Source organism: Azotosporobacter soli, assembly GCF_030542965.1.
Lineage (GTDB): Bacteria > Bacillota > Negativicutes > SG130 > SG130 > Azotosporobacter > Azotosporobacter soli.
The window spans coordinates 24,589-46,550 of record NZ_JAUAOA010000013.1 but is presented as its reverse complement, the minus strand read 5'-3'; the positions used below and the strand labels follow the sequence as shown (position 1 = coordinate 46,550).

General features: G+C 54.5%; 25 protein-coding genes. 2 read left to right on the top strand and 23 right to left on the bottom strand.

What is annotated here, in order from left to right:
• Positions 1–47: 47 nt before the first annotated feature.
• From purR to metG, 9 genes are all read right to left on the bottom strand, one after another.
• Positions 48–878, bottom strand: coding sequence for a pur operon repressor (gene purR, locus QTL79_RS11955; RefSeq protein ID WP_346355197.1), 831 nt, complete (start codon positions 876–878; stop codon positions 48–50).
• A 186-nt stretch (positions 879–1,064) separates the two neighbouring features.
• Positions 1,065–1,838: a nucleotidyltransferase family protein gene (locus QTL79_RS11950; RefSeq protein WP_346355196.1), complete on the bottom strand. Its 774-nt coding sequence runs from the start codon at positions 1,836–1,838 to the stop codon at positions 1,065–1,067.
• Positions 1,839–1,856: 18 nt separating this feature from the next.
• On the bottom strand, positions 1,857–2,552 hold the full coding sequence (locus QTL79_RS11945) for a GntR family transcriptional regulator (protein ID WP_346355195.1): 696 nt from the start codon (positions 2,550–2,552) through the stop codon (positions 1,857–1,859).
• Positions 2,524–3,420 (bottom strand): 4-(cytidine 5'-diphospho)-2-C-methyl-D-erythritol kinase, encoded by an 897-nt coding sequence (gene ispE / locus QTL79_RS11940; RefSeq protein ID WP_346355194.1) that lies wholly within the window; start codon positions 3,418–3,420, stop codon positions 2,524–2,526. The genes QTL79_RS11945 and ispE overlap by 29 nt, the downstream gene beginning before the upstream one ends.
• A 141-nt stretch (positions 3,421–3,561) precedes the next feature.
• On the bottom strand, positions 3,562–4,413 hold the full coding sequence (rsmA, locus tag QTL79_RS11935; protein WP_346355193.1) for a 16S rRNA (adenine(1518)-N(6)/adenine(1519)-N(6))-dimethyltransferase RsmA: 852 nt from the start codon (positions 4,411–4,413) through the stop codon (positions 3,562–3,564).
• Complete coding sequence (gene rnmV, locus QTL79_RS11930) at positions 4,410–4,952, bottom strand: ribonuclease M5 (protein WP_346355192.1); 543 nt, start codon at positions 4,950–4,952, stop codon at positions 4,410–4,412. Before rnmV ends, rsmA begins: the two co-directional genes overlap by 4 nt.
• A gap of 146 nt (positions 4,953–5,098) precedes the next feature.
• Positions 5,099–6,073 carry a resuscitation-promoting factor gene (locus QTL79_RS11925; protein ID WP_346355191.1) on the bottom strand — a complete coding sequence of 325 codons (975 nt, stop codon included), beginning with the start codon at positions 6,071–6,073 and terminating at the stop codon, positions 5,099–5,101.
• A 375-nt stretch (positions 6,074–6,448) separates the two neighbouring features.
• Positions 6,449–7,222, bottom strand: coding sequence for a TatD family hydrolase (locus QTL79_RS11920; protein WP_346355190.1), 774 nt, complete (start codon positions 7,220–7,222; stop codon positions 6,449–6,451).
• A 199-nt stretch (positions 7,223–7,421) separates the two neighbouring features.
• Complete coding sequence (gene metG / locus QTL79_RS11915) at positions 7,422–9,347, bottom strand: methionine--tRNA ligase (protein ID WP_346355189.1); 1,926 nt, start codon at positions 9,345–9,347, stop codon at positions 7,422–7,424.
• Positions 9,348–9,688: 341 nt separating this feature from the next.
• On the opposite strand from metG, the gene QTL79_RS11910 reads away from it, so the two are divergent.
• Entirely contained in the window at positions 9,689–9,943 is a 255-nt protein-coding gene (locus tag QTL79_RS11910) for an AbrB/MazE/SpoVT family DNA-binding domain-containing protein (RefSeq protein WP_346355188.1), read from the top strand.
• A 61-nt stretch (positions 9,944–10,004) separates the two neighbouring features.
• Here the strand turns inward: QTL79_RS11910 and rsmI are convergent, their stop codons facing one another.
• From rsmI to QTL79_RS11855, 11 genes are all read right to left on the bottom strand, one after another.
• Positions 10,005–10,841 carry a 16S rRNA (cytidine(1402)-2'-O)-methyltransferase gene (gene rsmI / locus QTL79_RS11905; protein WP_346355187.1) on the bottom strand — a complete coding sequence of 279 codons (837 nt, stop codon included), beginning with the start codon at positions 10,839–10,841 and terminating at the stop codon, positions 10,005–10,007.
• Position 10,842: 1 nt separating this feature from the next.
• Positions 10,843–11,622, bottom strand: a complete 780-nt coding sequence (locus QTL79_RS11900) for a tRNA1(Val) (adenine(37)-N6)-methyltransferase (RefSeq protein WP_346355186.1) — start codon at positions 11,620–11,622, stop codon at positions 10,843–10,845.
• 1 nt (position 11,623) lies between these two features.
• Positions 11,624–12,430, bottom strand: a complete 807-nt coding sequence (locus QTL79_RS11895; RefSeq protein WP_346355185.1) for a PSP1 domain-containing protein — start codon at positions 12,428–12,430, stop codon at positions 11,624–11,626.
• 16 nt (positions 12,431–12,446) lie between these two features.
• A complete protein-coding gene (gene holB / locus QTL79_RS11890) occupies positions 12,447–13,433 on the bottom strand; it encodes a DNA polymerase III subunit delta' (RefSeq protein WP_346355184.1) in 987 nt (328 codons plus the stop codon).
• A gap of 9 nt (positions 13,434–13,442) precedes the next feature.
• The gene (locus QTL79_RS11885) at positions 13,443–13,889 is read right to left on the bottom strand and encodes a YaaR family protein (RefSeq protein ID WP_346355242.1); all 447 of its coding nucleotides are present in this window, start codon (positions 13,887–13,889) and stop codon (positions 13,443–13,445) included.
• 199 nt (positions 13,890–14,088) lie between these two features.
• The gene (locus tag QTL79_RS11880) at positions 14,089–14,748 is read right to left on the bottom strand and encodes a flagellar brake protein (protein ID WP_346355183.1); all 660 of its coding nucleotides are present in this window, start codon (positions 14,746–14,748) and stop codon (positions 14,089–14,091) included.
• A gap of 21 nt (positions 14,749–14,769) precedes the next feature.
• Positions 14,770–15,288, bottom strand: coding sequence for a guanylate kinase (locus QTL79_RS11875; protein WP_346355182.1), 519 nt, complete (start codon positions 15,286–15,288; stop codon positions 14,770–14,772).
• Between the two features lie 387 nt (positions 15,289–15,675).
• The gene (locus QTL79_RS11870; RefSeq protein ID WP_346355181.1) at positions 15,676–16,347 is read right to left on the bottom strand and encodes a dTMP kinase; all 672 of its coding nucleotides are present in this window, start codon (positions 16,345–16,347) and stop codon (positions 15,676–15,678) included.
• The gene (locus QTL79_RS11865; protein ID WP_346355180.1) at positions 16,344–16,703 is read right to left on the bottom strand and encodes a hypothetical protein; all 360 of its coding nucleotides are present in this window, start codon (positions 16,701–16,703) and stop codon (positions 16,344–16,346) included. The genes QTL79_RS11870 and QTL79_RS11865 overlap by 4 nt, the downstream gene beginning before the upstream one ends.
• A complete protein-coding gene (locus tag QTL79_RS11860) occupies positions 16,700–18,199 on the bottom strand; it encodes an aminotransferase class I/II-fold pyridoxal phosphate-dependent enzyme (RefSeq protein WP_346355179.1) in 1,500 nt (499 codons plus the stop codon). Before QTL79_RS11860 ends, QTL79_RS11865 begins: the two co-directional genes overlap by 4 nt.
• 162 nt (positions 18,200–18,361) lie before the next feature.
• Entirely contained in the window at positions 18,362–18,997 is a 636-nt protein-coding gene (locus QTL79_RS11855) for a hypothetical protein (RefSeq protein ID WP_346355178.1), read from the bottom strand.
• Positions 18,998–19,191: 194 nt separating this feature from the next.
• Here QTL79_RS11855 and QTL79_RS11850 point away from each other — a divergent pair, with 194 nt between their 5' ends.
• Positions 19,192–19,329, top strand: coding sequence for a hypothetical protein (locus QTL79_RS11850; RefSeq protein ID WP_346355177.1), 138 nt, complete (start codon positions 19,192–19,194; stop codon positions 19,327–19,329).
• Positions 19,330–19,387: 58 nt separating this feature from the next.
• On the opposite strand, the gene gnd is transcribed toward QTL79_RS11850, so the two are convergent.
• From gnd to QTL79_RS11835, 3 genes are all read right to left on the bottom strand, one after another.
• Positions 19,388–20,305: a phosphogluconate dehydrogenase (NAD(+)-dependent, decarboxylating) gene (gene gnd / locus QTL79_RS11845; protein ID WP_346355176.1), complete on the bottom strand. Its 918-nt coding sequence runs from the start codon at positions 20,303–20,305 to the stop codon at positions 19,388–19,390.
• Between the two features lie 97 nt (positions 20,306–20,402).
• Entirely contained in the window at positions 20,403–21,431 is a 1,029-nt protein-coding gene (locus tag QTL79_RS11840) for a TIGR00266 family protein (RefSeq protein ID WP_346355175.1), read from the bottom strand.
• Positions 21,432–21,515: 84 nt separating this feature from the next.
• Positions 21,516–21,860, bottom strand: coding sequence for a DUF192 domain-containing protein (locus tag QTL79_RS11835; protein ID WP_346355174.1), 345 nt, complete (start codon positions 21,858–21,860; stop codon positions 21,516–21,518).
• Positions 21,861–21,962: the final 102 nt, after the last annotated feature.

The following is a 21,962-nucleotide window of genomic DNA, read 5'->3' as shown; positions in this document are numbered from 1 at the left end:
TTCCTGCCCAAAAGTGAAAGTTCCACTAGGGCGAATTTTCATTAAATTTATTCCGCCAAGGCCGCATCAGGCTGCAACGGACGAATATCGATCGTTTTCTTTTGCTGTTCCACCGCATGCAGCGTTAATAGCGCCAGATAATTCTCAATCAGTTTTTCTTCCGGCTCGATCGTCGCGACCAAAACGCCGATTCCGACAACCCGGCCGCCGACTTCCTGCGCCAGATCCGCCATGCCGCGCGCCGTGCCGCCGGCTTTCATGAAATCGTCAATGATCAAGACCTTGGACCCCGGTTCGATCGCCCGGCGCGGCAACGACATCGTCTGGATGCGTTTTGACGACCCGGTCACATAATTGATATTGACCGACGATCCTTCCGTCACTTTACTGCCGCGCCGCGCTGTCACAAGCGGAATGCCGAAGGCTCTGGCCGTCATGAAAGCCAGCGGAATCCCCTTCGTCTCGACCGTCATGATATAGTCGGGCTGCAAATGCGCAAAGCGGGTGCGAAATATTTCGCCCACCCGCGCCATTCGATCCGCCTGAAAGAGCAAGTCCGTCATATACAAAAAACCGCCCGGAATGATCCGCTCCGGCGCCGACAGCTTCACCGCCAATTCATCGAGAACCGCCTGCATGCGTTCTTTAGAATAGTTAGGCAGATAGCGCACGCCGCCTGCAGCGCCCGGTACGGTTTCCAGGAGTCCCATGCCAAGTTCAGCCAACGCCTGGCGTATCGTGACCATGTCTTCACTCAGCGTTGATTTGGCCGCGCCGAAGGTCTGGCTGAAAGCGCCCAGCGAAAAAAGATGACCGGGCATATCGGTCAGCAGCTTCGTAAGCGCCGCCACCCGTTCCACTCGTCGCAGTTTTTCCATCTTGACTTCCTCCGTTTTCCACAAATCCGAATAATCTCCCCTTAGTGTACCATTTTTATTCAATTTTTTCCGCAAAGATTGCAAATTTGAAGAAAAAAAGTTCACTTAATTTTGCTTTTTCCTCTTAGACAGTCAAAAAGACTGTCGCAAGACAGGTTCGAAACCCCATCTTGAAACAGTCCTTGTTCATTGCCTTGCAGCGTCGACCGTGCGCGCAAAAACATCGCGCACCAACTCCAGATCGCTTGGTTTGTCCACATCGATTCCAACCTGCGGATGCTGTGAATAAATGACAGCGCCGCTAACGCCAAGCAATTGGGCGACACGGTCCTTCACCTTTTCCAGGCTCAGACGGCCGAGAATAAAGCGGACGACAAAGCCCCAGCCAAGAATCCGGCAGAGCTGCAGCGGATTCTTTCGATTGGCGATGATTTTTTCCGCTACCGCGACACAACGCGGCACCACGACCGGATCAACAAGAAACAGATTCCCCCCCGTATAAACGCCATCGGTAAAACGCACATACGTCCGTTTGCTGCCGGGATAATGCGCATCATTCAGCTCGCGGCTGATAATCGGATAATAGACTTCCGCGGCCTGCTGCCGACAAAGACGCAGAAATTCCTGCACCGCTTCCGGCGTCAATAGCGGAATATCGCCCGTAGCCACAATCGCTTTTCGTCCAGGTTCCAATTTCGCCAAACCCAACCGGATCGTTTCGATGATCGAAGCGCCGCCTTCCAGCAGCTTGGCCTTAGGCGGCAGCGGACAAGCTGCCAGCTGGGCCGCCGGGCCGACGACCCAGATTGTTTCGATCTCAGGTACGGCCGCCAACGCCACGGCAACAAAAGAAACCATCGGCTTTCCGGCAATTTCAATCAGCGCCTCATACGGCTGGTCCGAACACCCGCGCAGGGGTCCCTTGTTTTCGCCGCCAGCCAGTATAATGGCATCGTACATAGTCAGTCCTCCGCTATCCTATTGTTCACCATGCTGCCTACGTTCGAGCATGGTCTTTAACAACGTTTGTTCCGCATTGGCCATATGATCATTGGCCAGTTTCCGCGCGACCGAGGCATTACGCTGGCCAAGCGCTTCGACCAGACGCGTATGCTCTTCCAGCATGTCCTTGAGACGGCCCGGATACGACATCGAGAGCGAACGAAAACGCGTCAGCTGTTCGCGTAAATTGTTCACAATGCCAACCAAACGCTCATTGCGCGTCGCTTTATATAAAATATCATGAAATTTGCCGTCCGCTTCGACGATCTTGTCCAAATCGTTCGCTTCGATGCACTCGCCAAAGATGACCAAAAGACGTTCCATCTCTTCCAATTCTTCTTCCGTAATCCGTTCTACCGCCAGTCCGGCTGCCAGTACATCCAGCGCGGTTCTCACTTCATACACCTCATTGACATCCTTGATCGACAAATCGGAAACATACGTACCGCGCCGCGGAATCATGACGACAAAGCCTTCCAATTCCAGCTTGCGAATCGCCTCGCGCACCGGCGTACGGCTGACGCCCAATTCTTCGGCCACCTGAATCTCCATCAGACGTTCGCCCGGTTTCAAGGTGCCCGCGACAATCGCATTGCGCAATGTTTCGCATACCACCTCGCGCAGCGGTTGATAGCTGTCCAGTTTAATCGGCAACAAACGACGTTCTTCCATCTTCGCACCCCACCTTGCTCGTCTTTGTAACAATCACTTCCGCCTGCCAGCGCTTTGCCAATCCGTCCGCCAGCGCTTCGGCCGCCGCCTCATCATCCGCCAGGGCAAACACGGTCGGACCGCTGCCCGACATCAGCACCGCTTTCGCACCACGCTTGGCAAGTTCCGCCTTCACTTCGGCAATCGCAGGATATGCGGCAATCGTAACGCATTCCAGCACATTGCCGACGTTGGCGGCAACCGCCGCAAGATCTTTCGCCGCGAGGGCGGCCAACATGGCTTTCGTGTCCGGATGGCGCAAATCGGCTCTCGCCTGATATTGGCCATAGACCCACGCCGTAGGCACATCGATCGGCAGTTTGACCAACACCACGGCACATTCCGGCATCGCCGTCAGTTCCAGCAGTTCTTCGCCCCGTCCGCGGGCCAGCACCGTGCCGCCGCGCAGGCAAAATGGAATGTCCGAGCCCAGCAACGCGCCGAGCCGTTCCAGTTCGCTCTGCGGCAGATTCAAATTCCAGAGTCGGTTCAAGCCCCACAGGACAGCTGCCGCATCGGCGCTGCCGCCAGCCAGACCGGCCGCCATCGGGATTCTTTTTTGCAAAGCCATGTCGACGCCGAGCTTCACGCCATGTTCCCGCTGCAGCAAACGGGCAGCCCGGTAAGCCAGGTTGCTTTCATCCGCCGGCAGATCGCTGCGATCCACCTGCAAAGAAACCGTGTCATCCTGGCGCAAGGCAAGCTCAATCAAATCCGCCACCTGCAACGACTGCATGACCATCTCCACTTCATGATAACCGTCAGGACGCTTGTAGAGCACATCCAACGTCAGATTGATTTTCGCTTTCGCCAACACTTGCATCTTCATGCCGCATTCACTCACTTATCCATGTGTAATTTATACTGTATTCGCCAGACAGGGCTATTTTGCCTGCCTGCTCTAATTTTTTTCTTAGTTTGCAGCATAGCGGAAGCACTGGCGGCAAATTCGTCACTGAAATCGTTTCCGTTACAGCAGCTTATGCCACTCATTGGCCAAGTCGGCAAATTCCTGCAACGACAGCGTTTCGCCGCGACGCACGCCATCGATTCCGGCGCCGGATAGAATTTTCCCTACGCCTTCACTCGATAAGCCGGTCAGCTTCAATGCATTATTCAATGTCTTGCGACGCTGCCCGAACGCCGATTTTACGACACGGAAAAATAATTTCTCACTTTCCACCTCAACCGGCGGCGCTTTGCGTACCTTGCAGCAAATAACCGCCGACTCCACGGCCGGAGCCGGGATAAACGAACGCGGCGGTACGACGAACAAAAGTTCCGGCTCGGTATAATACTGAACCGCGACCGACAATGCGCCGTAATCCTTGCTGCCCGGTTTTGCCACCATGCGCAGCGCCACTTCCTTTTGCACCATCGTGACAAGGCGTTCGAGCGGCAAGCGGCGTTCCAAGAGCGCCATCACAATCGGCGTCGTGATATAGTACGGCAGATTGGCCACGACCTTATAGCCGCCTTCCCCCATTTCCCGGGCAATATCGACTTTTAAGATATCGCCATGCACGACGCGGATATTCTCGTAGCCTTCCAGCGTCTTTTCAAGAACCGTCAGCAAGCGTTGGTCAAGCTCCACCGCGGTCACCGCCGCGCCGGTTTCCGCCAGCGCCTGCGTCAGCGTTCCGATGCCGGGGCCGATTTCAAGCACCCGGTCGTCCGGGCCGATATCCGCCGCGCCGACAATGCCGTCCACCACCTGGGGATCGATCAAAAAATTCTGGCCCAGTTTCTTGCTGGCCCGAATGTCAAATGTTTTCAATACATGCAAGGTCACTTCCTTGCGCGCTATCATCGGTTGCTTCACTCTGCACCTTCGCCTTCCGCCACGGCTGCGGTAAATTCCGCACGGGCCACCCCATAATGGTTTAATCGCTGCAAAAACGTTTTGGCATTGGCATAACCGATGCCGAGTTTCGCGCCTACTTCCGCGCGACGGCTCGCCGCCGCCGGACTGCCGTTCAGTCCATAGGTCAAGAGATCGGCCCAGTCGAACTCCTCGACCGGCTGCCATTCGCGGTAGCGTACTTTGCGCAGTGCATTGCGGATCGAATCCGGCGATGCCTGCTCGATTCCGATGTCGCCCGGCACCGTCGCTTCTTCCTTCGGTACAAACGCGTGCTTGGCAAGCGGAAACGCTTTCGTCAGCCAACGACGAATCCGCTCACCTGCGCTGTCCGGATCCGTCAGAATGATCAGGCCGCGCTTCTCATACGCCTGGCGCAGTTGCGCCTGTTCACGCGGCGCCAGACGGAAACCCTGCGTCGCGATGCAGTCGGCATCAACCGCGCGTTTCACCGCTGCAATATCATTTTTTCCTTCTACCACGATAACTTCCTGAATCATGTTCTTCTCACCTATCCCAAAGGCGACGATCCTTTCGGCTGCATCGTCCGCCCAAACTTAGCCCAGCCATCACGTGATTGTAAAAAGTCAAACTGGCCGTCTTATCTATGTTACCAAAAAAAGAAGAGGGAGTATACCCCCCTCTCCTATTCCAGCACGTATACTTTTATCGCCCTACGGCCAAACTGTACCGCCTCGCCGTAATCTTCGACGCATAAATCAATACGATTTCCGATAATTGCGCCGCCGGTATCGGCAGCCAAGGCCACTCCATAACCGGGAATGAAGAGGCGCGTGCCGAGCGGAATTACATTCGGATCCACGGCAACGACACCATGCTGCGCGCGAATGCCCGACGCGGTGATCCCTTCACCGGAACCGTCGGTCGGCAGGTATGCGGTCGCTTCCATCCGCATCACTCTGCTGAATCGTACATCGCCGCGCGAAGTCGCAACCGTTTCGCGGTTGCCGACGCGCAAAACACGCGCCTGCGGAAATTCCTCAACCGTCTCTTTTAAGACTTCCGTACCAAACTCTTCCCCGTCGGCATAAATTTGTTTAAGTGTCACATGACGCCGTCCGGGCTTTCCTTCTTCCTCGACCCGTTCCACCCCTTTTTCCAGGGTCGGGTCCGCCTGCCGAATCACCGGCGCGGCATCCTCAATCTCTTGTTCCATGATCTGTTCACTACGTCCCTTGATGACCACTTGCATGCCCGCCTTGACTGCCGTAGCAGCCGGCGGAATCGTTACGATTTCTTCCTGTTTATAACCTAAACTTTGTGCCAGCTCACCAACCGTAGGTTGGCCGCTGCTTATCGTCTCGCTTTGTCCTTGCCGAACAACCGTCACCGGTACCGCCCGGTGCACCCTGATGGTGGTGCCGTCAGCCACAGCCGTGGTCGACAAGCGGTATTGGTCCTGCGGACCCAGTTCGATATTGGCTTGCGCCAACACATCGCGAGGGTGGTTATGTAATGTTTTTAGCGGTAGCATCGTTCCATCAGCTTCAATCTGCACGTTCTTGTAGGCAAAAGTGAAACCTGTCGCCAACAGTAGGACAGTGAACAGGGCAAGGAACACAGACAGCATTTTGTGTCGGTTAACTTTCATTTGACGCATCTGCAATCTCTCCTTTCGAAGCGTTTTTGGATTATAGCATGCGTCTTTCCAGAGTGTCAAACCAAGCAATCCATGCCGGTAAACAAGCTTCCACGGCTTATTTTATCTGGGCCCGTTCTTTTGTCTCAAAATTATGACAACGACATTGTTATTTTTTTATTTATCTTAAATTATTTTCCGACAATTTAGGCGTATCGCCGCCGCGACAGGCGTCTGAATTTTCAGCATTTTTCGACTTTATATTTATTTAACTTTTTTTCGCAACTTTTTTTACCCCGCCTATTCACTGACATTTACTGGGTTTTGGTTTCGTTTTTTCTTTGTTTATGTAAATAAATGAGAAGACTCGCCAACGAGTCTTCTCATTTAACATAATTATTTAGCTGCAATGCGGAACAATCGCAGCGTGTTTTCTCGCGTCACAGATGCCACTTCTTGCCAGGTTTTCCCTTTGATTTCGGCGATTTTTTCCGCAACATAGCGCACGTAGGCCGGTTCATTTCGTTTGCCGCGATGCGGCTGCGGCGTCAGGTATGGGCAGTCGGTTTCGATCAGCAAGCGTTCCAGCGGAATTTCCTTTACCACCTCGGGTAAAACAGCCGCGTTTTTGTATGTCAGCGGTCCGGCAACCGAAAGGTAAAAGCCCATTTTCAAGAGCTCGCGCGCCATCTCCAAACCGCCGGAGAAACAGTGCAGTACGCCTTGCATTCCCTTCGCTTCCCGTCTCAGGATCTCCATCATGTCGCCGTGCGAATCACGGTTATGGATGATAACCGGCCTGTCGTTTTTTTTCGCCAGTTGAAGCTGGCGCAAAAACACTTCTTTTTGCACTTCCTTCGGCGAAAAATCATAGTAATAATCGAGCCCGATTTCGCCGACCGCGATAACCTTTTTTTCCTGGCGCAACCAGTCTTCCATCTGCGCATAATCGGCTTCCACGGCATCTTTTGCATCATGCGGATGAATCCCCACCGCGGCATAAATAAACGGGTGACGATTAGCCAGTGCAATTGACGCCGCAGACGACTTCATGCAAGCTCCGGCATTGATAATCCCTGAAATTTTTTCGGATTTCGCTCTTTCTATGACATCATCCCTGTCATCGTCAAAACGTTCGTCCGTCAAATGCGCATGTGAATCAAATAGCATCTTTGACAACTCCTCGCTTGGATAAAATAGACGCCTTAACTATATCACAGATAGCCTTAGGGAAAAAGGCGTTTTCCTGCGTCGCAGAAGCGCTTTTTTCGCCTCTTTTTTACGACTTTCTTCTATATAATGTCGTATCGAGAAAAAAGACCCGGGCAAGCGGTTAGAGCCGCTTGTCCCGAGGCCATTCTTTCACGCATTATTTCACCTTGCTGCCGGGCGGCAAGCTCGACTCGACCACCGCCAGTTTTCCGTCACAGGATGCTGCCAAAACCATGCCGCGCGATTCGATGCCGCGAATTTTCGCCGCTTTCAAATTGACGACCATGACAACATGCCGCCCCACCAGATCTTCCGGCGCATAATGCTGCGCGATGCCGGAAACGATCGTTCGCTGTTCTTCGCCCAGATCGACCGTCAGTGTTAAAAGACGATCCGCGCCTTTGACTTTATCGGCCGCCAACACTTTCACTACACGCAGATCGACTTTGGCAAAATCATCGATGCTGATTTCCGCTGCCTGCTCCGGCGCTTTTTCTTTAACGGCCGTTTTTGCCGCCGCAACCGGCGACGTCTTCGCTTCTTCTTCCTTCTTCTCCTCAATACGCGGGAAGATCGGTTCCGGCTTGGCGACTGCTTTGCCGACCGGCAGACCGTCAAAGCGTTTCGCATCATCGAGACTGGCCGCAAAATCGTCGCCCAAGCCCAACTGCTGCCAAATCTTCGGTGCAGTATGCGGCATGAACGGTGAGATTAGTATCGCCACTACACGCAGTATCGCAGCCAGATGGTGAAGCACCGTATGGAGCTGTTCACGCTTCGCTTCCTCTTTCGCCAACGCCCACGGCGCCGTTTCATCAATATATTTATTAGTCCGACCGATCAGCGTCCAGACTAATTTCAACGCCTGGTTAATGTCCATCGCATCCATCGCCGTTTCATATTGCGCGACCGTTGTCTTCGCCAAATCCTGCAGCTGTTTGTCAAACTCGCCGAGTTCGCCGCAAGGCGGCAGGTTTCCGTCGCTAAAACGGCCGATCATGTTCAGGCTGCGATGCAGCAGATTACCAAGATCGTTCGCCAAATCGGCATTGATCCGATTGATCAGCGCTTCGCGCGAAAAATTGCCGTCATTGCCGAGCGTGATTTCGCGCAGGAGGAAATAGCGGATCGCATCCGGGCCGAATTCTTCAATCAAACCGACCGGATCGATCACATTGCCTTTTGATTTTGACATCTTATCGCCTTCGACGACCAGCCAGCCATGTCCATATACTTTTTTCGGCAAAGGCAGGTCGAGCGCCATCAAGATAACCGGCCAGATGATGCTATGGAAGCGAACAATTTCTTTGCCGACCAAGTGAACATCGGCCGGCCAGTATTTTTCAAACTTGCCGTCATCCTGGCCGTAGCCGGCCGCCGTGATGTAGTTGGTCAGCGCGTCAAACCAGACATAGACGACATGTTTGGAATCGAACGGCACCTGGATGCCCCAATCGAACGTAGTACGCGATACGCAAAGGTCTTCCAGCCCCTGTTTAATGAAGTTAATCATTTCATTGCGCCGCGACACCGGCTGAATGAACTCGGGGTTTTCTTCAATAAATTGCAGCAGACGCTCCTGGTATTTTGACATCCGGAAGAAATAACTTTCTTCCTGCACCGTCTCTACGCCGCGTCCGCAGTCCGGGCAATTTCCGTCCTGCAACTGACGCTCCGTCCAGAATGTTTCGCACGGCGTGCAGTATTTCCCTTCATAAGCGGCTTTATAAATGTCGCCCTGATCGTAAATCTTTTGAAAGATCGCTTGCACGACTTTATGATGCCGCTCTTCGGTCGTACGGATGAAATCATCATTCGAAATGCCGAGCTTAAGCCAGAGTTGTTGAAAGGAAGCCACGATGCCGTCGACGTATTCTTTCGGCGTGACATTTCCTTCTGCTGCCTTGCGCTGGATTTTTTGTCCATGCTCATCCGAGCCGGTCAGAAAGAAAACGTCATACCCGGACATGCGACGATAACGCGCCACGGCATCGGCAATCGTCGTGCAATAGGCATGACCAATATGCAACCGGTCACTCGGATAGTAGATAGGCGTTGTAATGTAGTAAGTTTTTTTCTTCACGTGAAAGGACCTCCCCATAAGTTGTTTTTTATTTCGCAGCAAAAAGTTTACATTTTTTTCATTCAACACATTTCGACACAACCACTTGCATTTTACCATTAAATCGTCATTTTCCGCAATTCCTCTCGTTCGCATTCGCGTCGCTTTTTTCCCATTTCAGCATCATAAACAACACTCGTGCACCCAGAAAAAACAATCGCCCACCCCTATACTCACTCGAACCACATGGTAAAAATCCAATTTTTTGGAAAATATAGGTTGACACTCGTTTTGCCTTCTGCTATTATTTAGGTAGATCAATTTTTGTCGAAGCATGTTGTTTGAGAGGAGAATTATCAAGCATGAAATCCACTGGTATTGTTAGAAAAGTCGACGAACTGGGCCGGGTCGTAATTCCTATCGAATTGCGCCGCACGCTTTCCATCGAGGAAAAAGACGCTCTGGAAATCTACGTAGACAGCGATCGTATCATCCTTCGTAAATACGAGCCGTCTTGCGCCTGCACTTTCTGCGGCAACGCCGACGAAGTCACCAACTTCCGCGGTAAAAACGTCTGCAGCGATTGCATGACCGCAATGACCAAACAAACGGTTTAAGATTCTATATTATATTGTAATCGATAGAGGTTGAAAAACCTCTATCTTTTTTTGTCTGCGCTTATTTTTCCGCCAGTACCGCCTGATAAACATCGCGCTTGGACAGACCGAGCTTCAGCGCCACATCCTTCAGCGCCTGCTTGCTGTCGACGCCGAGCGCGACCAGCTTGGCCACTTCCTGCGCCGGAGTGCCGTAGGAGACAGCCTCTTTGAGCGCCGCTTCCGGCGCGCCGGCAAGAACCAGCACGAATTCGCCGCGCGGTTCGCATCGGGTAAAATGCTCCGCCACCTCACCCAAACTGCCGCGAATAAATTCCTCGAATTTTTTCGTCAGTTCACGGCCGGCTGCCGCCTTTCGTTCCGCACCGAACGCAGCAATCATCTCCCGCAAGGTCTGGCGCAGGCGATGCGGCGATTCATAAAAGAGCAGCGTCTGAGGTATCGCCGTCAGCTCTTCCAGTTGTTCGCGCCGTTTCTTCGTCGTCTTCGGCAAGAAACCGACAAACAAGAAACTGGTCGTATCGAGACCGGAGCAGACCAATGCAGTCAGCGCTGCATTCGCACCGGGCAGCGCGGTCACAACAATCCCCTGCTCGATCGCCTCTGCGGCCAGATCGGCGCCCGGATCGGAAATGCCCGGCATGCCCGCATCGCTGACTAAAGCGATGTCTTCGCCCGCCGCAAGACGCTCCAAGAGGCGCGGCCCCTGTTCGGCTTTGTTGTGCTCATGATAGCTTATCAGCGGCGTATGGATGTCAAAATGCGTCAGCAGTTTCCGGCTGTGCCTGGTATCCTCGGCGGCAATCAGCGAAACCTCGCTTAAGACGCGAACCGCCCGGTACGTCATGTCTTCCAGGTTGCCAATCGGCGTTGCACAAAGATATAAAGTTCCCGCCATGTCAGCGTCCGCCTCCTTTGCCCTTATAAAGAACCGGTTCCTGCCGGTAATACGAACGGATCTCTTCACTGTATTCGCCCGCCGCATCATAAATGATCAGCGGCGGTTCGACCGCCAAACCCGGTTTGCCGCTGCGAATTCCTTCTATTAATAGCAGCTTCGGCGCCACGTTTTCGCGTGACTGGACAAAACGCAGCCGCTTCGGTTCAAGCGAAGCTTCGCGCAGCGCAGCGATAACGTCGCATAAGCGGTCGGCGCGGTGCACCATTGCAAAGCGCCCCCGGTCGCCGAGCAGCCAGGCCGCAGAGTTGACCACATCGGTCAGCGTCGCGGTCAATTCGTGGCAGGCGCTGGCGACCGGCGTTTCCCGGTTCAAATAGCCCTGCCCCAGCGGACGATACGGCGGATTCGCAACGACCAGCTGGCTCTCGCCTGCCGGCAGAATTCCGCTTAAGGCACGATAATCCGCCTCGACAACCTGAACAATGTCAGCCAGCTCATTGAGCGTGCTGCTGCGGCGCGCCATGTCTGCCAGACGCGGATGCAATTCAAGCGCCGCCACATGTGCAGCGCCGCGCGCAGCCAAGAGAAAAGCGATGGCCCCGGTACCCGTACCGAGATCCACCGCCCGCACCCCTGACTTCACAGTGGCAAAATGGGCCAGCAAAACGGCATCCATGCCAAAGCAAAAGACCTCCGCATGCTGAATAATTTTCCAGCCGCCGATCAACAGCTCATCCAGCCGTTCACCATCTTGCAAAAACGAAGCATGATCACTCATCTTATTTCTCCACAATTTCATCCCAGGGAATTGTAACGGCGTGACCGGCCGACATTTGCACGGTCGCTGTTTTCTTCCCTTGATTAACTGCCGTTACTTTACCTTCGCCATCCACCGTCGCGACCGGCGCGCCAATCGCAGGCGGCGTCGCCTTTTTTTTGCAGCAGCCTGCATAGGTGTCGCTTTCATATTTCAGGCAGCACATCAGACGGCCGCAAATTCCCGAGATCTTCGTCGGGTTAAGCGACAGGTTCTGTTCCTTCGCCATGCGGATCGAAACCGGTTCGAAATCGCCCAAGAATGTCGAACAGCAGAGCGGGCGACCGCAGCAGCCGATGCCGCCCATCATTTTCGCCTCATCACGTACGCCGATTTGGCGCAGTTCGATGCGCGTCCTGAAGACCGCCGCCAAATCCTTGACCAACTCGCGGAAATCGATACGCCCTTCGGCGGTAAAATAAAAGATGATCTTGTTTACGTCAAACGTGTATTCTACATCGACTAAATTCATATCTAGCTTGTGCACCTTGATCTTTTGCTGGCAGACGGAAAACGCATCCTTTTCTTTCGCCTTGTTGTCCTTGACGCGTTTCGTATCCTGCGCGGTCGCCTTGCGCAGCACCGGCTTGAGCGGCGGTATGATCTGCTCTTCCGAAACTTCGCGCGGACCGATGACCACTTCGCCGTATTCCATCCCTCTGGCCGTTTCGACAATTGCAAACTCTTTTTCTTCCAGCTTGATCGTGCCCGGATCAAAATAATAAATTTTTCCCGCTTGTTTAAAGCGTATGCCTACTACTGTATGCACGCTGCATCCACTCCCGTCATTCCATCAAATCCTCTAACTGAAGCAAGAGACTTTCCGCCGTTAAGCGTAAATTCGCATTCGCCGTTACGGCTCTTTGCGCCTGTCCCACCGCCTGCCAAGCCTTGGCAAGCGTCTCTTCCCGCCATCGCGGCAGTAAGAGCTTCAGCTCACTTTGCCGATCCGCATTAATCAGCAGTCGGCCATCGGCCGTCACCGCCAGCATCATCAGATCACGCAGGCAAAGAGCAAGTCCCGCCAACTGATTCAGGACAAGCGGCCGCTCCGCCTTATCCCATTGCGTCGCCAGCGACCAAGCCGCAACGACGCCATCCTCGCCTAAGCATTTCAACCATTCCAGCGCCGCATCGCGCTCCGCCAAACCTTCCGGTTCGGCCAAGAGCAGCGCCCGTCCCAAGCGGCCACCGCTCAGGCGCGCCGCGGTAATAGCCACGTCCTGCCTTATGCCTCGCGCGGTCAAAACCGTTTCTACCTCCGCAAGCGCCAGCGGATTAAAACTCAGCTGCATGCAGCGCGACAGCACGGTCGGCAGCATCGACTGCTTCGCCGACGTCAGGAGGATAAAAACCGAATCGCCCTCAGGCTCTTCCAATGTTTTCAGCAGACTGTTCGCAGCCGGCGCGGTCATTGTTTCCGCGCCGTCGATGACGACGACGCGGCAACCGCCGCTATAAGGCGCCAGCGCCGTTTCCTTTTGCAGCATGCGGATCTGTTCGATCTTGATGCTGGCCCCGTCCGGCATGATGCGCAGATAATCGGGATGCACGCCGTCTCTCATCTGACGGCAGGAAAGGCAACGTGTACAGGGCGTTTCTGCCGCCTGGCAAAGCAGCGCGGCGGCGAACGTCTCTGCGACCAGCGCTTTGCCGATGCCGCTTGGGCCGCTAAACAAAAAGGCATGGGGTCTGCGCCCAGCCTTCGTCATCGCTTGCAGCCGTTTTATCATTTCGTCATGCCCGATGATATCCTGCCAAGTTTTCGTCATGACATCCCCTTACATGTACAGGTCGACCAGCATGCCGCGAATCGCATCCTGCTTTGCCATGATGTCGAGTTGCTTCTCCTGGCCGGAGCGGACGTCTTCGGTCATGCTCTCGAGCGTCGTATCCACCTTACGAATGATGGTATAGACTTTTTGCCGCCCCTGACGGTCCCAGCCCGCCTGCGACTGCAAAGAATACATGCGTCCGACGGCCTCGCCAACAAAACTGCGCACCAATTCACGATACTTCTTCAGTTCGGCGTAAGTCGGAACCTGGCCCAGACGCTGCCCTTGCTCGTCGATCTTGCTCATCAGAGCGTTCAGACGTTCTTTATAACGGTCGTCCTGCTGTTTCATCAGGTTAGAGGCAAAATGCCCCTGCGTCTGCTCGGCCTTGCCTGCGCTGTCGCGTTCCGGAATCGTCAACGGATTGCCGCTGCCGAGCTTATTAATTTTCATCCCCATGCGGTCGCCCGCCTTTCTCTCCGGCGGCTAAGCTAAAAGCGCGCCTAAAACGCCTTTCAACCTGCATTCGCCTCTCTCTATCCTATATATCGTATAAAACTCCAGATTACTTTGATTATAATTGTTTTATATCAAATTAGCAAACCAAGATGCTGAAAACGCTTGTCCTTGCAGCGCTTTCTCTTCGCCGCCGTTATTCTTCAAAAAGTTCTTTGTCTTTCTTGCGCCGTTCCGCCTGTTTATGAAAGAGATAGCGGATGATGTGTTTGCGCACCCGTTCGTCGACATCGACGAACTCGAGCACGCCGGTCATCTTGTCGTTTTCCGTCTCGGGCGCAATGACTCTGAGCACTTTGCTTTTGAGCGCAACGGCCTGATGCCCCGGAATCAAAAGCAGCACGCCGGCGGAAGAACCTTCGAACAAGGCGTGCGGCAAGACGACGCGCATGCCGCCGGCGCTGAGGTCGCGTGTCAGCGTCGTCAGTTTCTTTCCGGCATCCGGACCATCGGTGACTTCGATCCTTGCTTTTATCGCGATGTTGACCCGGACATATTCTCTGACCTGGACGCGTTTCGCCTCACTGCTCGGCTGAATTTCCCAAAGCGCGATGACATTGTTTTCAACGCGGCGCAACTCGGCCTGAAAAACATAGGCGCAATTGTCGCCCGGCACCTTGAGCGTCAGGCTCCGACCGACGTGCGGCGGCAGATTGAAACCGCGCCGATACGGCGAAGTGATCCAAATCCGCTCTCCTTTGACATCTTCGACGCGGCTGTAATAAATCTCTCGTTTTCCGGTGCGCAGATCCTCTTCAATCACTTCTACTTTCTGCGTGATAAAAACATGTTCCATGCCCGTTATCTCCCATTATCGCTATTTTTTCCCGTTGGCGAAGATTTTCAACAATTCCTCGAGCGCCTCTTCCTGCTGCCCGTCGAAATTGCGCACGATATAATCGCAGTCGGTCGCACAGCGCGAATCCGTTTCTATCTGCTCGAGAATCTCTTTGCGTCTCTCATTATCGAGCGTAGCCGTCAAGCGTTTTTCCAGTTGATACATCGGCACATCGATGAAGACCGTGAGCGCAAACGGATATAAGCGCTTCAACTGCTGCGCACCGTTCCAGTCCAGCGTGACCACGCAATCCTGCGTCGCCGCCTTCTCCACTTCACTGGCGCTCAGGCCAAAGAAAAAGTTCTTATACAAAACGCTCTCCACGATCTGCGCTTTCTTAAACTCGTCCCGTCTGACAAAGTAGTAAGCATCATCCGTTTCGCCGCTTTTACGCGGACGCGTCGTATGCGAACGCAGGCGGACAATGCCGCGTTCGGTCAGTTTCGTTTCTAATGTCGTCTTGCCGCAGCCACTCGGACCCAATAAAATAAGAAGCATTCTGCCACCTCTGCCCTATCCTGAATTTTATCGTTCGCGCTTACGCGCTCTTTTAAGCATTCTATTTTGGCAAATTCGCCGCTTATTCGTTAAATCCTCCTGCGCACGCACGCTTGCTCGGCTTTAAATACTTTACTAATTGCCGCAAAGAAAAAGGCCGCCTTGCCAGAGCAAGACGGCCCAGAGTGAAGACAATTTTAAAAACAACATCCGATAGCACGAAGAAGCGAAGCGGGCCGATCGTATCGGCTCGGTGGAAAGAAAGGAAGAAGAATTTAAAACCTCTTCCTGCCTTCCCTTCTTCGACGCTTCGTGTAAAAACGTCCCACTTGATTTCGTTTTGTCGACAGTCTCGGCCGCCTTGCCAAAACAAGACGGCCTTCCCGTTTACAATATCGCTTTTACATAGCGGTAGACATCCGCGTGAATCGCCTCGATACTGCGCACCGCACCATTTTCTGCGCATGCAACACGCTGCCAGTCGTATTTTTCGGCAATCAGGCCGTACGCCCGGTAACAAGCCTCCAGATACGCTTCATCCAGTTCATGGATATCGGCGCGGTCTTCACTCTCTGCGCGCACTTGACGCAGCGCCAGACTGCAAGTCGGCGGCATGTCAAGAAAGATGACGCTGTCAGGCACCGGCAAACCGAACTTGGTAAACTCCAAATCCCACAGCCAATCGAGAAATTGATCGCGCTCTGCGGCGTCGCGCAGTTTTACCGCCTGGTGCGCCATATTCGATGTGGTGTAGCGGTCGGCGATGATGATGCCGCCTTGCCGGTAAAATTCGCCCCAGTCTTTTTTAAAAGAGGCGTAGCGATCTACCGCATAAAACGTCGATGCGGCATATGGATTCACATCTTCCGCCTGCGCGCCGAATTCGCCGCGCAAGTACATCTTAATGAGCGCCGACGACGAACTGTCATAATCGGGAAACGTGATTGTTCTTACGTTGCGCCCTTCGGCCAAAAGACGCTCATAAAGCCTTTTCGTCTGCGTCGCCTTGCCGCAGCCGTCGCCCGCTTCGATGATAATCAGTGTTCCTTTATCCTTCATTTCAGGCAAACCTGCTTAAAATGCGCCGCCCATTTTTCAAATCGCTGCAGCGTAAGCTCCTGCGCCTGCGTCAACGCCAAGCGTTCTTTGATGATCGCCAGCTTGTCAAGTTGCACGCCCGCTTCCCACTTCGCATAGAACTCCGCCTTGTTTTCCCATTTCGTAAAATGTCTGGACATCGCGATCGCATCAGAAAGCAGCAAGAATTCCAGGCCATGCAGGCGTTCGGCGCGCGGCAGGCATTTGTTCCTGCGCGCCAGTTCACGCATGCAGCGGCGCATCTCGCCGATCAGACCTTTCTTCGCCTTAATCATACCGCGCGAAACATATTCGAGGCCCAAATAACATTTAATCATTCTTCATTCCGCCTTTCTTTTTCCTCTTGCACCACTTTGATCAAGGCAAGATTCTTATCCGCCGCACCGGAGATATGCATGCCGTCTGCTTGAAGACGGCGGCAATAATCGATCATTTCCTGACTGATCCTTTCGCCCGGACACAAGACCGGAATTCCCGGCGGATAAAACGTGATGATCTCCGCACAAACCGCACCGGCCGATTTTTCGAACAGAACGCTATTCGTTTGCGCAAACAGAGCCGCACGCGGCGAGAGGACGCGTTCCGGAACTGGCGGCAGGGACGCTTCGCTCATCAAGCTTGCCTCGCTTTCCCGCGGCCGTCTTTCTGACTGGCATAGCGCCAGGTCACGCAGCGCTTCCGCCAAGGCGCGGACATCCTTTTCGCTGTCGCCAAGCGTGATTAGGAAGAGGATGTTGTCAGCATCCGACAGTTCGACCTGCATCTTATAACGCTGGCGCAGGAGGCGCTCCGCCTCCGCGCCGCTGAGTCCGATGCCGCGCACCGCGACCGTCACCTTGGTCGGATCGAAACTATAAAAGCCGGGCTGACCGATCTTTTCCGCACCAAAACAATACAGCCCCGCAATCGTGTTGATTTCGCGCCGCAGCCACTGCGCCAGTTCGATCGAACGCGCAACCAGTTCGCGCCCTTGCGTCGCCATTTGCATACGCGCGACGTCGAGCGACGCCAGCATCAGATAGTTTGGGCTGGTGGACTGGACCAGCTGCAGCATCGTCTTCAGTTTTTCTACATTTATGCGTCCCTCACGACAATGAACGAGTGAACTTTGCGTCAGTGCGCCGATGATCTTATGCGTACTTTGCGCGCAGATATCGGCTCCGGCATCCAAAGCCTGCAGCGGCAAATGCTCACTGAAGGCCAGATGTGGTCCATGCGCCTCGTCGACCAAAGCGACCATGCCCGCTTCATGCACGAGTTCAATGATCGCGGCCAAGTCCGTCGCCACGCCATAATACGTCGGATTAATCAGCAGCACCGCTTTGGCCTCCGGATGCGTCGTAAGCGCCGCCGCGACGGTTTCTTTCGTCACGCCCATCGCAAGACCCAATTGCCGATCGACTTCCGGTTGGATGAAGACCGGCGTGGCGCCGCTCAATACGATGCCGCCGATGATCGAGCGGTGTGCATTGCGCGGCACGATGATTGTCTCGCCCGGTCCGACCGTCGCCAGAATCATCGCGTAAATTCCGCCGGTCGTACCGTTAATGACAAAAAAGCTGTGATCCGCGCCATAGAGCGCCGCGGTCAGTTCCTGCGCCTCTTTAATGCAGCCGTACGGTTCAAAAAAATCATCCATCTCTTCCATCAGCGCCAGATCAAGTTCCAGCGCCGGACGGCCGATCAGCTCTTCCAATAGCGGATGCATGCCTTTGCCCTGTTTATGGCCCGGCGTGTGAAAAGGCGTCACGCCATCTTCGACATACCGTCGCATAGCCGACAAGAGCGGCGTATCGCTCTGTTTCAGTTGCACCTGCGTTCCCCCTTGTCTTGCTCTCTTTGCTTATTATACTCCAGGCATTCGCGTTGCGCCAGAAGATCAAACTTCCGCTGCATGCTATAGCACGGCGAGCTGCGCGTTATCTTTCGCGTAAAATCGGCAGAAAAAAAGACGCTGCACGCGGCACCGCCTTTCTCAGACGCGAAAATCAAAGGTACTCGTACTCTGCGGCGCTTTGCCCTCCCCTTGCACCCCTTTGTTGGGCGACGCGGCAGCAGTTGGCGGTTCGGGCGCTTTGGCGGATGATAACGCCGCTTTCGCTTTTGTCTCTGTTGCCGGATTCTGCAAGGCGGCAATCATCTCGAGCGCGTTTTGCGCCGCGCCTTTTTCCGCTGGCGCATCCTGTTGCAGCGACTGCGCCAGGAGCGTTTTCTTCTTGCGCTTGCTGCGCCACCAAGTCGCGAGAACGGCCGTCAGCGCAACAACGAACAGCAAGGCGGAGAACAAACCCATGCCGCCGGAGGTTGCTTTTGCGGCAACCGGCTGTACGGTCGGAACTTCCGTCTTGGCCGCAGAATCCCCGGGATATGAAGCAAGCGGCGTATTCTTTTGCGTCTTCTCGCCGCCTTCTTTGCCCTGCGCAGCCTTATCCTGAACCGTCTTGTCCTGAGCGGCTTTATTCGTTTGCTGTTCTTTTAGCGGCGCTGCCGGTTTTGTCTGCGCATCCTGGCTCTTTTCCGGCGGCGCTTCCGTCGATTCTCCGCTTGTCTGCCTGTTCATCGTCGGCGGCGTTGGCGGCGTCGGCTTGGTCGGCGGCGTTGGCCCCTGCATAACGACAGCTCCTTCGCATTCCTATTCGTCTCTTCGTTTCTTTGATGTTCGCCGCGCCCGCGGTAAAATCCTGCCCGCCTTCTCGTAGCGCAGCGTCGGCAAAGCCGCAAAGCTTCTTCTTTTTCCGGCAGGATATCCGCGCATGTACGGCGAATCTACTATGCTAATAAACAATGTAAAGGGAGGGACTTCGCGTGGATTTAGCCGCTCTGTTAGCCGAAAAGAAAAAGAAGGCCGCCGAAAACAATAAAGCCTTCCAAAAGCCGCTGAAACCGGCCGGCGCCAACACCAACCGCCAAATGCCGATGCGCAAAGCGGGTCGGGGTAAATAAAACAAGCCAAAAAGGAGCTGTCTCAAATCTTATTTTGAGACAGCTCCTTTTTATGTCCTTATTTTTTCGCCGGGACAATGGGATGGCCGCCGAATTCGTTGCGCAGCGCGGCTACGACTTTGCCGGAAAAGGCTTCGCTTTGCCTTGTTTGCAAACGTGCGGCGTAAGATGCCGCAATCGTTGCAAAGGGCACGCCTGCGCGCCATGCTTCTTCGATCGCCCAACTGCCGGTACTGCCGCCGCCGACAACGCCGCCGATGCCCGCGAGGCCGGGATCTTTGACCAGCGCGTCATGCAGCAGTTCCATCAGCCAAGAGCGGATCACGCTGCCTTTGTTCCACAGCGCCGTTACTTGCGCCATATTAACATCGTACGGTCCTTCTTCAAGCAGTTCAAAGCCTTCACCGATCGCTTGCAGCATGCCGTATTCGATCGCATTGTGCACCATCTTAACGAAATGACCGCTGCCGCTTGGCCCGATATAGGCGTAGTCGCCCGCCGGGCTGCTCAAAGCCTTGAAAAGCCATTCGCTCTCTTCAAAAGCGCTACGTTCGCCGCCGAGCATCAGACAAAGGCCGCTGCGCGCGCCTTCCAAGCCGCCGCTGCTGCCGCAGTCGAGATAAGAAACGTCTTTTTCCGCAAAGCGCGCCGCACGCCGCACGGCGTCACGGTAAAACGAATTGCCGCCGTCGATGACGATATCGCCCGCCGCCAGACAGTCAAACAGCTGACCCGCTGCAAAACAGACGCTTTCCACCGCCTCACCCGCCGGCAGCATCAGCCAAACGACGCGCGGCTGCGGCAAAAGTCGCACCAGCTCTTTAATCGATGCCGTCGGCGTCGCGCCCTTCGCCGCGAGCGCCGCGACCTGGTCCTGCGCCAAATCGCTGACAACTACCCGATGCCCTTGCTCTACCAAGTGCGCTGCCGCGGCAGCCCCCATTCTACCGAGACCGATGATACCGCACGCGTTCATCCTACCTCCCCCTTTTTATCGCAATATAGCAATGCAGGATGTGAAAAAACGTTTCACATCCTGCATATTCTTTATACAAATCGTCGGCAATGTTTGTTTAGTCGCTGTCGCCTTCAAACATGCTGCCGAGCGCGCCAAGCGCGCCGATCGTGCCCACGCTGCCCAACAGCGCACTGCTGCCGTGACCGCCGTCGGCGCTGGTACCGCGGTTGGCATTGGCCAGAATCCGTCCGGCCAGTCGAGAAAACGGCAGCGATTGCAGCCAGATCTTGCCCGGCCCGCGCAGCGTCGCGAAGAAGAAGCCTTCGCCGCCGAAGAGCGCCGACTTGATGCCGCCGACCTGCTGGATGTCAAACTCTACGCTCGGCTGAAACGCCACGATGCAGCCGGTGTCGACATGCAGCACTTCGCCGGGCTGCAATTCGCGCTCGACGATCGTGCCGCCGGCATGCATGAAGACCATGCCGTCGCCGTCAAGTTTCTCCATGATGAAGCCCTCGCCGCCAAAAAGGCCGGTAAGAATGCGTTTCTGAAAGAAGATACCGATCGATACGCCGCGCGCCGCGCAGAGAAAAGCGTCTTTTTGGCAGATCAAGGTTCCGCCGACCGTTTTCAGATCGACCGGAATGATATTGCCGGGATACGGCGCGGCAAAAGCGACCTTAGCTTTGCCTTGGCCGTTGTTCGTAAACACGGTCATAAAAAGGCTCTCACCGGTCAGCAACCGTTTGCCCGCGCCGAGCAGCTTGTCCATGAAGCCGCCGCTGCCGCTGCTCTTCGAGCCGTCGCCGAAGATCGTATCAAGATCGACCGTCATATCTTTGTACATCATCGAACCGGCTTCCGCGACCGCACTTTCGCCGCGATCGAGTTCGACTTCGACAAACTGCATTTCCGTACCGATAATCTTGTAATCTATCTCATCCGTACGCAGCGCCGCTGTCGCTGCAGGGGGCAGGTTGGATACGCCAGGGAAGGCCAATTCGGAGACTTGCGGAATCGGTTTCCACTCGTCAAACCCTTCCCGCCAGGCAAAACCATTGTTGTTCTGGCGCGCATATTCCTGGGCTTTCGACAGTTCCATCGGCCCATATTGTTTTCCATCATAGCTGATATACCATTGCATCCGGATAGACCTCCTCAAATACAGACATCGTTGTTATTATAAGAGGTGTTCTTGCTTTTTGCCAAAACTCCTGCAAAGATTATTTTAAGCTTCCCAAGTCAGTTGGTCGCCGATTTGGCAGCCATGACGGCAGAGCGCGCCTGCGGCCAATTCGAGCACGGCCTGCGCCTTTTTTTCGCAAACAGTCTGCCACGGCATCACGCTTTCCAGCATCCCGACCACTTTTCCCTCCTGATCGAGAAAGACGACATCGACCGGCAGCGAGAGAAAATAGGTATTGAGGCAATTCGCAGGAACGATCAGCACCGCTTCATCGAGCAGCAATTCGTCCTTGCCGATGAGCCGCTGCAGTCGTTTCCAGAACGTATCCGCAAGATGCAACTGCCGGGCGATTACTTTCCGGCCTTGACTCCGGTTATACAAGCGCATATCGACGGCCTCCTTTCGCTGTAAACACACTCACTTCGCTTTATTGTCAGATTTTTCTGATTTCATTATACCATGCTCTTGCCGCTTCCTCAATCCGGATAA

What these genes read in the sequence shown, in the direction of transcription:
- purR (WP_346355197.1), bottom strand. Translation starts at nt 878, where the DNA reads ATGGAAAAACTGCGACGAGTGGAACGGGTGGCGGCGCTTACGAAGCTG.
- QTL79_RS11950 (WP_346355196.1), bottom strand. Translation starts at nt 1,838, where the DNA reads ATGTACGATGCCATTATACTGGCTGGCGGCGAAAACAAGGGACCCCTG.
- QTL79_RS11945 (WP_346355195.1), bottom strand. Translation starts at nt 2,552, where the DNA reads ATGGAAGAACGTCGTTTGTTGCCGATTAAACTGGACAGCTATCAACCG.
- ispE (WP_346355194.1), bottom strand. Translation starts at nt 3,420, where the DNA reads ATGAAGATGCAAGTGTTGGCGAAAGCGAAAATCAATCTGACGTTGGAT.
- rnmV (WP_346355192.1), bottom strand. Translation starts at nt 4,952, where the DNA reads ATGATTCAGGAAGTTATCGTGGTAGAAGGAAAAAATGATATTGCAGCG.
- QTL79_RS11925 (WP_346355191.1), bottom strand. Translation starts at nt 6,073, where the DNA reads ATGCGTCAAATGAAAGTTAACCGACACAAAATGCTGTCTGTGTTCCTT.
- QTL79_RS11920 (WP_346355190.1), bottom strand. Translation starts at nt 7,222, where the DNA reads ATGCTATTTGATTCACATGCGCATTTGACGGACGAACGTTTTGACGAT.
- QTL79_RS11910 (WP_346355188.1), top strand. Translation starts at nt 9,689, where the DNA reads ATGAAATCCACTGGTATTGTTAGAAAAGTCGACGAACTGGGCCGGGTC.
- rsmI (WP_346355187.1), bottom strand. Translation starts at nt 10,841, where the DNA reads ATGGCGGGAACTTTATATCTTTGTGCAACGCCGATTGGCAACCTGGAA.
- QTL79_RS11900 (WP_346355186.1), bottom strand. Translation starts at nt 11,622, where the DNA reads ATGAGTGATCATGCTTCGTTTTTGCAAGATGGTGAACGGCTGGATGAG.
- holB (WP_346355184.1), bottom strand. Translation starts at nt 13,433, where the DNA reads ATGACGAAAACTTGGCAGGATATCATCGGGCATGACGAAATGATAAAA.
- QTL79_RS11885 (WP_346355242.1), bottom strand. Translation starts at nt 13,889, where the DNA reads ATGAAAATTAATAAGCTCGGCAGCGGCAATCCGTTGACGATTCCGGAA.
- QTL79_RS11880 (WP_346355183.1), bottom strand. Translation starts at nt 14,748, where the DNA reads ATGGAACATGTTTTTATCACGCAGAAAGTAGAAGTGATTGAAGAGGAT.
- QTL79_RS11875 (WP_346355182.1), bottom strand. Translation starts at nt 15,288, where the DNA reads ATGCTTCTTATTTTATTGGGTCCGAGTGGCTGCGGCAAGACGACATTA.
- QTL79_RS11870 (WP_346355181.1), bottom strand. Translation starts at nt 16,347, where the DNA reads ATGAAGGATAAAGGAACACTGATTATCATCGAAGCGGGCGACGGCTGC.
- QTL79_RS11865 (WP_346355180.1), bottom strand. Translation starts at nt 16,703, where the DNA reads ATGATTAAATGTTATTTGGGCCTCGAATATGTTTCGCGCGGTATGATT.
- QTL79_RS11855 (WP_346355178.1), bottom strand. Translation starts at nt 18,997, where the DNA reads ATGCAGGGGCCAACGCCGCCGACCAAGCCGACGCCGCCAACGCCGCCG.
- gnd (WP_346355176.1), bottom strand. Translation starts at nt 20,305, where the DNA reads ATGAACGCGTGCGGTATCATCGGTCTCGGTAGAATGGGGGCTGCCGCG.
- QTL79_RS11840 (WP_346355175.1), bottom strand. Translation starts at nt 21,431, where the DNA reads ATGCAATGGTATATCAGCTATGATGGAAAACAATATGGGCCGATGGAA.
- QTL79_RS11835 (WP_346355174.1), bottom strand. Translation starts at nt 21,860, where the DNA reads ATGCGCTTGTATAACCGGAGTCAAGGCCGGAAAGTAATCGCCCGGCAG.